Below are 10,567 nucleotides of genomic sequence, written 5' to 3'. Positions count from 1 at the left end.
ACATTATTTTCAATATTATGATTATTATAATCTAATACCTTATTTTCAAATATTACAATTATTATAATCCAATATCTTATTTTCAAATATTATAATTATTATAATCCAATACATTATTTTCAATATTATGATTATTATAATCTAATACCTTATTTTCAAATATTATAATTATTATAAATCAATACCTTATTTTCCAATATTTTATAAATAAAAAAATGAAATTATCATTTAATCTAATTTAATAATCTTAGAATCAATATCTTTAAATGAAAAATCATCAATTTTCTTATCAGGTTTACAAACCATATTTTCACAAATAGATATCTTATTTTCATCTGATTTAGAATTATTTTCAAAAAGAGAAACAGTTAAAAATGGACTCCAAAATCCTAATTTTTCTTTAATTAAATTATGAACATTTTCATTATCTGAATCTAAAAATAAATTTATATGTATTCCTCCAGACTGATCATATATTAATCCTGAAATTAGTGTTATGAAAGCTAATGGGTTTTTTTCAATATCTTCTTTTAAATTAGCTATAACCTTTTCAAAAATATTTTTATAATTATAGTTACCTGTAATTGAAAATAGCTTCATTAGATTTATTATACTTATATTATTTCCTGAAGGAATAGCTCCATCATAGATATTCTTAGTTCTAATAGGTAAGTCATCTGAATCAACTCCAGAAAGATATAAACTACCTTCTTCAAAGAATAATTTTATCATATCATCCATTAATTTTTCTGCAGAAGATAGCCATTTATTATTTAAAGTAACTTGGAATAATTCAATGAATCCCCATATTACATAAGCATAATCATCTAAAACTCCTTTATTTCTTATTTTACCATCTTTATAACTTGTATATAATCTTCCATCCTGAATTAGATTATTAAGGATAAAGTCTCCGATTTCTTCTGCTTTTTCAATGTAAAATTCTTCTTTTAATATATTAGATCCAATAGATAGTGTAGCTATCATCAATCCATTGACAAAAGCTAAATTTTTTTCATCTTTAAATGGGGGAGTTCTTGATAACCTAAATTCATATAATTTTTTTGTTGTGTCTTCAATAAAGGAATCAAAGCTTAAATCATCATGGATATTTTTATTATAGCTATTTTCAAAAATCTTATTATACTCTTCTTTATTGTTATAAAAAGTTTTAATTAAATTAGGAATATTTTTCATCTCAAAGTTGCCATTTTTTGTAATATCAAAAAGTTTACAAAATTTTTCAGAATCTGAAGAGCCTAAAACAGTTCTAATATCGTTTATTGTGAATAAATAATATTTTCCCTCTTTACCTTCACTATCTGCATCTTGGGCTGTGTAAAATCCATAATCTCCTAACATCTCTTTAAAACAATAGTTTAAAATTTTTTTAGCTACCTTAAGATATTTTTTGTTGTATAAGAGTCCTGCCTCAAGATAAGCCATGGCTAAAATCCCATTATCATACATCATTTTTTCAAAGTGAGGTACTAACCATTTTCTATCAACTGAATATCTTGAAAATCCCCCACCAATATGATCAAATATGGCCCCATTGAACATACCATCTAATGTTTTCTCAGCCATCATTTTTGCTTCAGAATCTTCTGTTTGAAAATAATATCTATTCAAGAATAAAATATTTTGAGCTGATGGAAACTTAGGAGAATATCCAAATCCCCCGAAAAGATCATCAAATCTTGATTTAAGGTCTTCAAAAGTTTTTTCAATAATATCATAATTTAGAATAGATTCAATACCCTCATTAGCTATATCTAAATTATCATCAATTTTTTTACTTAATTTATTATTTTTTTCTAAATCATTTGAAGAATGTAAATCCTTTAAATCATTTAAAATATCATTAGCAATATTTTTAAGTTTTTTTGGATTATTTTTCCAAGTATCAGCTATATCAGTTAATATTCTAATAAGAGATATTTTAGGATAGTATGTTCCTGCAAAAAAAGGTTTTTTATCAGAGTCTATTAATACTGTTAATGGCCAACCACCATTTCCTGTAAATATAATAGCTGATTCCATATACATACTATCAACAGAGGGCATTTCTTCTCTATCAACTTTTATACTGATAAAATTTTCATTTAAAATATTAGCTACTTCTTCATCTTCAAAAGATTCCTTTTCCATTACATGGCACCAATGACAAGTTGAATAACCAATACTTAAAAATATAGGTTTTTTCTCTTTTTTAGCTAATGAAAAAGTTTCTTCATTCCAAGGATGCCAATCTACTGGATTGTATGCATGCTGTAGAAGATAAGGTGAAGTTTCATTAATTAAACTATTTGGTTTTGTGTTTTTGTTTTTTATATTCTTTAAATTCATTTAAATCACCATAGAAAGACAAATTCTATTTGATTTTATAAAATATTTTATAAATGAATAATAAAATTTATTTAATAGCTAATAAATTTAATAATGATAATAAAAATAAAAAAAATAATAAAACTAATAAAAATATCCTGTTATATATATAATAATAAAAATATCATATCCTACAGATTATAATGATTATAATAAAAATATCATATTCTATAGATTATAATGATAATAATGATAATAATAAAAATATCATATTCTATAGATTATAATAATAAAAATATCCTGTTATATATATAATAATATGTTAAAACAATATAATAAAAATTTCTAAATATAATAATATATCTAAATATAATAATATAATTTTAATATTGATTTAAAGTCAAATTTAACTAAATTAAATAATAAAAAATTTAATAAAGTCTTGAAAAATAATCAGAACTTTATTTATAATTAAAAAATAAAATTAGCTGATTATTGTGGTTTAATGTATTCCCAAATTGCAGCTAAGTCTTTTTCTATCATTTCTTCATTAGTAAAGTCTGAAGAGATTATTGAAATAGTTATAAAACCCATCATAACAGTGTAAATATGAAGAGCCATATCATATGCAGATAAATCAGTTCTAATCTCATTTTTCTTCATAGATTTTTCAACTAACTCATTATAAAACTTAAAGAATTCATGATTCATCTCATGATGTAAAGGTCTAAGTTCAGGATGTTCATGATAAGAACCCATTAAGAATAAATAATATTCTTTATAATTAGTATTGGTTATATCTAAAAGATCTATAGCTTCTGAGTTATTTAAAATATTTAAATCCTTTGACTTATTTGATATATCTAATCCAGTGTGATAATAAAAAATAAATCTTAATTTTTCGATTATAGGTGCCTCATAATTCTCAATAATCTTTTGAAAATTTTCTATTTCATTTGAAAGATATTTTTCAATAATATATGCCAATATTGCATTTTTATCCTTAAAATGGTAGTATATTGCACCAGTTGTTGCATTTGCTTCAGTTTCAATCTGTTTAAGAGATACATTATCAAATCCATATTTAAGCGAAAGTGTAAATGTAGTCTCTGCTATTCTATCTTTAACCTTCATTCTAAACCACTTATGTTATTTTTTTAAAATTGAATAAAATTTAATGAAAATATTTAATTCTAATATCATAAAACAATCATTAAACTAATATTATATAATTATTTATTGTATTACTATATATTATATTAGTTTATAATTATATAATTATTACCCCTAAAATTCTAAATATTTAGAAATATATTAGAATATATAAACTCTAAATTCTTAATATTTGAAAATATATTAGTATAAATTCTCCTAAAATTCTTCATATCTGAAAATATACTAGAATATATCCCCCCTAAACTAGTAATATCTGAAAATATACTAGAATTATCCCTCCTAAATTAGTAATATCTGAGAATATATTAGAATATATCCCTCCTAAATTAGTAATATCTGAAAATATATTAGAATATATCCCTCCTAAATTAGTAATATCTGAAAATATACTAGAATATAATCCCTCCTAAATTAGTAATATCTGAAAATATATTAGAATATATAAAAATTTTATAAAAACACTATTTTAAAATACTAGTTTTGAGTATATAATTAACCATATGTTTAGATCAAAAAATGCCTACTTGAAAAAATTAACTGAAAAAATACAAATGAAATCTGTAAAGGTAGGTAGAGATTTAGATGGTAGTACTCCTCCATCAGTTTTTATTGGTAGATGGAGTTATCCAAAAGTATATGCTGGTCCAATGATGGTAGCTGAAACTGGAGATACAGCTATAATGGATTCTCCAGAATCATGGATTGGTGAGAATAAAACACAGGACGATATTATTAACTATCGTTTAAATCTAGTTAGAGGAAAACAACTAATAAGAATTGATGATCTTGAAAACCCATTTATTGAAAAATTACAAGATATATCTTTATCATCCAAATCTACAGATACTGAAGCTAATTTTTTAAAAAGACCTGTTGGATCTTCATTCAATGAAGATAGTACACCACATGGCCCAAGTGCAGTTATTGAAAAATTTAATATTGAGAGTGTAAGGTGGGATAAACAGCTTGAGAAAACTTATTATGATACTGATTTAAGAGCTACTGAAGCAGTTATGAACTTGCATGATAAAGATGTTCCTTTTTCTGCAATGCAAAAAGCTTTCTCAGTTGGTGCAATAGGAACTAAAAACAAAAGAAAGCTTGTTCCAACAAGATGGTCTATTACAGCTTGCGATAGTTCTATAGCTAATACTCTTCTTAAAGAAGTTAGACATTATCCTATCATTGATACTGCAAGAGTTTATGAATTTAGTAGTCTTAAAAATTATTATGCTATTATCTTAGTTCCAATGGAATGGCAATATGAATGGATGGAAGCCTTTATAAAAATTTTAGGAAAAGAGGAAATGATTTTCTCAGATTATGAAACAAATACTGACAAAAAAGAGTATTCAAGTGTTGGAGGATGTTATTACACTTGCAAAATGGCAGTTTTGGATTCATTAGCTAAACAAAAGAAACAAGCAGGAGTTATTGTTCTTAGAGAAGCTTATTCTGGTTATGTCCCTCTTGGAGTTTTCAATGTCAGGGAAAATGTTAAATATGCTATGGAACAACCTTACAAGGAATTTGAAGGTTTGAAACAGTCTCTTGAATATGTTGGAACAAAACTCAAAATTCCAATTAATAAATATGTTAAAACAAGTGATCTTTTAAAAGAATTATTACAATCAAGACAAACAACATTAGATGGATTCTTTAAAAAAGATATTAAACATCAACATTAAAAGGACAAAAATATAGTTTAATTAATATATTTAATTTTATAAAAAAACTAAAAAGTTTATAAACAGGTAAAAAAATGAAACTACTATACAAAGAACCTTCCAAAAAAACAAAAAAAGTAATGGAAGAAACAATAAAAGGTTCTCTAGATTCTCAAAACCAAAAAACTGATGATAATGAGATTAAGAACAAAATATCTTCAAAAACAAATCATGATTATTGTGAAATTGTAAATAGTGGGAATGCAGCTATAATGGTAGCTATGAATGGAATTGAAGGGCCAATAATAATACCTGATCAAGGAGCTTGGCATGGATTTAAACAAATAGCTAAGTTCTTAAACAAAGAAATAATAACAATTAAAACTGATTTAGGAATAATAAATCAAGAAGTATTGGATGATTTTTTAGAAAAAAATCCTTCAGTTAATAATAACAATTCAGCTATTTTTTTAACTAGTTTTGCAGGTTATACAGCAGAACAACCAATGAAAGAAATTAGTAATTGGTCTAATGATAATAACATTACTCTTGTTGAAGATGCTTCTGGTGGAATTTGTGACTTTGAAGGGAAATTAGCTAATGGAAAATATTCAGATATTATAATAGTTTCAACTTCCTCTCCAAAAGTGATTAATGTTAATGATGGTGGTTTTATAACCACTAATAATAAAGATATTTTTGAAAAATCAAAACTTCTTTTAAAAGTATGTAAATCTAATACTATTACAAAAAAAGCTATTTACACTGAGATAGACTTTGCAGAAAACAATCTAAAAAAGACTATTCAAGCTACAAGTTATATTAAGAACAATCTTAAAAATGTTATACATCAAGATAAAAGAGGAACTAATGTTATATTAGCTAATGATAACCATCATGAATTAGCTAAAAACCTAAAAGAAGAATTCGATCTTGGTGGTCGAGCTTTTATAACCAAATGTCCAAATTATAATAGATTAAAAGAAAAGGGCGTAGCTATTGAAATTAAGAATCTGAATACAGAAGCCCTTGAAAAAGAAAACTTAGATAAAATCATTAGGACAATTCAAAAATATCAGTGAAAAAAAGTGGAATAAATCATTTCTTCTAATAATCAGATATTTTTCTTAATTCTTAATTCTTAATGACCTAATCATCTTTTAATAATTCTTTTTTAATATTTTTATTAATTTCTTCCTCTTTGATATGTTTACCCTTTATTTTTACCCTAATTCGTTTTTTTTCTGAATTTTCACCTTTTGATATAGTAATCACCCCATTAGAAAACATTATTCATCATTAAAAAATGATAATAATTTTCTAAAACCTATACAAAGTTTTAATTTTAGTTGAATTATTAATTTTTTAACCTTATATTTTTTAGTTTTATAATTTTAAAAATAGTTTTTATTTAATTATAATATACATTATTTTTATTTAAATCCCAATATAATAAATATTAGATTAATATAAAGTAAATTAGAATTAGATCTGATATATAACTAAATTGATACAATATAGAGAGATATAAATAACAGTTATTATTATTCCTGCTTGAAGAAATTTCATACCTTTTTTAATTTTTTCTGCCTTTTTATACAGTGACTCACCATTAGTATCAATAGATTTATTATAAAAATGTATAGTTTCAACTATTATTTCCTCTTTTTCAATATCTTCATCTTTAAAATCAGCATAGGTTATATTATTTGATGGTACAAAAAGCCATTTTGAAACTGAATATGCTTTTATAAAAAAATATAATGAAGCAGTGTAAAGAATTAAAGACCCTATGAAAAATAATAGAATTATAATTTTCAATTCAATTATCCAATTATTCAAATTTGAAAAAACAAAAGAGGTTAATGCTCCTTGAAATGTTAAAATAATACCACTAAAAGCAATTAAACTACCTGATTTATTATCAAAGACATTTCTTCTATCTATTTCATGATCATAGTCTTTAATCATGAAATCTAATAGTAATTCATTTTTACAATTAGAATTATTAACTTCAATATAATCAGAATCATCCTCATTTTTCATAAATATTATCCTATTATATAATATATAATATTTTCATATACATATTTTTTATATACAATATTATTTAATTCTTATTATAAATATTTTAAGTTAATTTAAAATTAAATCATATTACTAATTTAAATTATGAAATATTATTATAAAACTAAATAAAAAATTTTACAAAAATATCATATAGATTTATAAAAATAGCTATTATATCATTCATAAAGGATTAAAAGAATTTTTTTATTAATTTGATAAGCTTATTTAAAAAAAGAAAGTAGGGGAAAGTTTTTTATTAAAAATATAGATTATTAATCCATTATTTTCAATTTTTCTTCCCTTTAAAATGTTTTTAATTTTAAATGTTTTTTAATTTTTTTTGTTTTCTAGTTTTATTTTATTGGTTTGTAGACTTTTAGTTTTAGTTTGTATATGCCATTGGATTTTAGGTTTATTTTGAATTTTATGTTGTTTTTTGCAAATTTGTAGTTGAGTTTTTTGTTGTAGACTTTCCATAGTTTGTATTTTAGGTTTTTAATGATGATTTTTGCGTTTATTGTTTGTGAGCCAGAAGCCCCAAAGTTTTTAAAAGTCAACCATTTCATATAAACAACATTTCCATGTCTAACAGCTTTACTATTATTCCTTTTAACAAGACGAATATCAACTTTAGTAGGAGTATCTTCTTCTTCTTGAGCAACAGTATAAGCTACACTACCAGTAGAAGGTAAATAAAGATTATCACCAGTATAGTAAACCTTTGCATTGTAATTACCTGCTTTTGATGGAGTATAAGGTAGTTCCCATGTGCCATCTGTACTGGTAACTACAGTATAATATTTACCACCAATAACAACATTCAAACTAGCACCACTTATAGGATTTCCATTTTCATCTACAAGAACACCACTAACATTTGTTTGTTTTCCAGTAGTAGCATTAGAAACAACAATATTTGATTTGGTGTTAGATTTAACATTAAAAGTTTCAGTATTATTGAAAGCATGATACACATTGTTTTCAGCTGAACTTACAACTATTCTAATAATACCAATATTTATAGGAATGTAAGTTAAGCTCCATTCACCAGCACTATTAGTAGTCACATTATAATCCATACCATCAATATTAATAGTAATCAGAAGATTTGCAAAAGGATTGCCATTTTCATCAGTAACAACACCACAAATAGTAGTATTACTCCCAACAATAATATTAGAAACAACAATAGTAGAATTAACAGACAATTTTACAAAAATAGTGGAATTATCAATAATATCACTATTACCTGTAGATCCTTCACTAGAAAAAACATATAATCCATCATCATTTTTATTTGGATCATTGTTAGTTACACTAGAATCACCAGTAATAATCAAAATACTACTACCTGTACTATTTTCACCAGTAGTTACACTAGCAGTATCCCCATAAATATTAGCATTATTATTCTCTAAAGTAGAATTATTGATAACTACAGTAGTATCACCACTACTACCATTGCCAGTATAAACACTAACTGCACCACCATTAAAATCAGCCAAATTACCATTAACATTACAATTTGAGATATTAATATTGACAGAACCAGAACAATTTAAATCGTGAGTTTGAGCATGAATCCCACCACCATTTATACCAGCAGAATTATTATTAATATTGCAGTTAGAAATATTAACATTAGCAGTACCATTACCATTACCGCCAGCACGAATATAAATTCCACCACCATTTATACCAGCAGAATTACCACTAATATTACAGTAAGAAATATTAACATTTGAATAAGATCTATGATCTGCAACTACAGCTATTCCTCCACCATTACCAGAACCAGAATTACCACTAATAGCACAATTAAAAATGTTAATATTAGTTATACCTCCACCATTAGAACCAACATTAACTCCACTAGCATTATTATTAGTGAAAGTTGAATTAATAACATTAGCAGTAGTAATACTAGCCTGACCACCAGAAAGTACCATTAATCCATTACCCATATTATCAATAAATTTAGAATCAGATATGTTTATATTAGTAATACTCGCACCCACATTAGTTGCATAGATTCCACCGCCAGTACGAGCAGTATTATTTATAAATGTATTGTTAACAATATCGATATTAACTGTATTGCCAGTAGTAGTAGTTAAATAAATCCCCCCACCAAAATCATTAACACCATTATTTCTGAAAGTAGATCCATAAATTATAACATTAGTAATAGAATTAGTAGTTACATATATTCCTCCACCAGTAGTAGATGCTGTATTATTGATAAATTTAGAATCAATGATAGTTAAATTACCATTAGTCCATATTGCTCCACCAGTAGCAGATGCTGTATTATTGATAAAATTACAATTTATAAAATTCATAATTGTTCCAGGACTAGCACCATTATTAACTGCTCCCCCCATATTAGCATTTCCATTGAGAAAAGTTATGTTTATAAAAGTCACATTTCGATTACTACTTATTGCAAATATTCTTGATAGTCCTTGTGCATCTAATATGACTTTGTCTTTGGTTTTTCCTTGAATTGTAATATCCTTATTAATAGTCATGTTTGTATTGTTGTTGCCTATGTATACTCCATCATCAAGTTCTATAGTGTCTCCAGGATTTGAGCTATTTAGTGCACCGCTTATTCCGCCAGTAGTTGTGTTATCAATTGAGTTAGTAGCTGCAAAATCAGTTTGCATAGTAGTAGCTAATAAAAATACAGCTAAAATAATTAATATTGGAATAAATATTCTTCTATCTAATTTTTTTGAATAATTTAACATTATTCACCTCCAAAAATCAATTTCACAATCTATCAAGTAGAATGTGAAATTTTTATTATATTTAATATTAATAAAATTGCTAATACTGATAGGATATTAGGTTTATTAAAAAGAGTAAGTTCATAAAAACTCTTTTTTGAGTACATAAATAAAAGAATAATTTATAAAAAAATATTTTTTATAAAAAATATCTAAACGAGCATTCATTATAATAATTTATTATATAACCAATATTTTTTCATTTAAATATAATATAAAAAAAATAGTGGGTGCCTATAATACATTAAAAATTATTTTTTTTATGAATTCACTAGTCCATCAATTGTTACAATCACTTATTAAAAATGTTTGAAAAATCACTGGAAATTAAATAAAAAAGCTAAATCATTGAATAATCTGTTTATTGAACAGAATTTTTGATTAGTTTATAGTTTATAAAATCACTAGCTATTAGATTATTTGTTTATAATATTCTTATACAATATTAACAATTTTCAAAAAGAGAATAAAAAAGTAAGTATTCTCTATAATATAATAGTGAACAACCACTATATAAAACTATCGAAAAATACC

General features: G+C 24.5%; 7 protein-coding genes. 2 read left to right on the top strand and 5 right to left on the bottom strand.

Translation table 11 applies throughout. The features are described from left to right. Positions 1–228: 228 nt before the first annotated feature. Together Q0087_RS09235 and Q0087_RS09230 are read right to left on the bottom strand one after the other, a co-directional pair. Positions 229–2,349 (bottom strand): thioredoxin domain-containing protein, encoded by a 2,121-nt coding sequence (locus tag Q0087_RS09235; protein ID WP_297899748.1) that lies wholly within the window; start codon positions 2,347–2,349, stop codon positions 229–231. 471 nt (positions 2,350–2,820) lie between these two features. Next, positions 2,821–3,462, bottom strand: a complete 642-nt coding sequence (locus tag Q0087_RS09230; protein WP_297899746.1) for a TetR/AcrR family transcriptional regulator — start codon at positions 3,460–3,462, stop codon at positions 2,821–2,823. A 533-nt stretch (positions 3,463–3,995) separates the two neighbouring features. Between Q0087_RS09230 and Q0087_RS09225 the strand changes: the two genes are divergently transcribed. Both Q0087_RS09225 and Q0087_RS09220 read left to right on the top strand, forming a co-directional pair. Further along, positions 3,996–5,192, top strand: coding sequence for an Nre family DNA repair protein (locus Q0087_RS09225; RefSeq protein WP_297899750.1), 1,197 nt, complete (start codon positions 3,996–3,998; stop codon positions 5,190–5,192). 74 nt (positions 5,193–5,266) lie between these two features. Continuing rightward, positions 5,267–6,253, top strand: coding sequence for a DegT/DnrJ/EryC1/StrS family aminotransferase (locus tag Q0087_RS09220; protein ID WP_297899744.1), 987 nt, complete (start codon positions 5,267–5,269; stop codon positions 6,251–6,253). A gap of 67 nt (positions 6,254–6,320) precedes the next feature. On the opposite strand, the gene Q0087_RS09215 is transcribed toward Q0087_RS09220, so the two are convergent. The 3 genes from Q0087_RS09215 to Q0087_RS09205 all read right to left on the bottom strand — a co-directional run bounded on the left by Q0087_RS09215 (position 6,321) and on the right by Q0087_RS09205 (position 9,994). Continuing rightward, entirely contained in the window at positions 6,321–6,461 is a 141-nt protein-coding gene (locus Q0087_RS09215) for a hypothetical protein (RefSeq protein WP_297899742.1), read from the bottom strand. A gap of 195 nt (positions 6,462–6,656) precedes the next feature. Beyond that, complete coding sequence (locus tag Q0087_RS09210; protein ID WP_297899740.1) at positions 6,657–7,217, bottom strand: hypothetical protein; 561 nt, start codon at positions 7,215–7,217, stop codon at positions 6,657–6,659. A 377-nt stretch (positions 7,218–7,594) separates the two neighbouring features. Further along, positions 7,595–9,994, bottom strand: a complete 2,400-nt coding sequence (locus tag Q0087_RS09205; protein ID WP_297899738.1) for a hypothetical protein — start codon at positions 9,992–9,994, stop codon at positions 7,595–7,597. Positions 9,995–10,567 lie beyond the last annotated feature (573 nt).

The sequence above is a fragment of the uncultured Methanobrevibacter sp. genome, assembly GCF_937881195.1.
Classification (GTDB): Archaea; Methanobacteriota; Methanobacteria; order Methanobacteriales; family Methanobacteriaceae; genus Methanobinarius.
Note: the sequence above shows the minus strand (reverse complement) of the source record. Positions and strands in the feature narration are given on the sequence as shown.

Coding starts and splice junctions, on each gene's coding strand:
- Q0087_RS09235 (WP_297899748.1), bottom strand. CDS start 2,349: ATGAATTTAAAGAATATAAAAAACAAAAACACAAAACCAAATAGTTTA.
- Q0087_RS09230 (WP_297899746.1), bottom strand. CDS start 3,462: ATGAAGGTTAAAGATAGAATAGCAGAGACTACATTTACACTTTCGCTT.
- Q0087_RS09220 (WP_297899744.1), top strand. CDS start 5,267: ATGAAACTACTATACAAAGAACCTTCCAAAAAAACAAAAAAAGTAATG.
- Q0087_RS09215 (WP_297899742.1), bottom strand. CDS start 6,461: ATGTTTTCTAATGGGGTGATTACTATATCAAAAGGTGAAAATTCAGAA.
- Q0087_RS09210 (WP_297899740.1), bottom strand. CDS start 7,217: ATGAAAAATGAGGATGATTCTGATTATATTGAAGTTAATAATTCTAAT.
- Q0087_RS09205 (WP_297899738.1), bottom strand. CDS start 9,994: ATGTTAAATTATTCAAAAAAATTAGATAGAAGAATATTTATTCCAATA.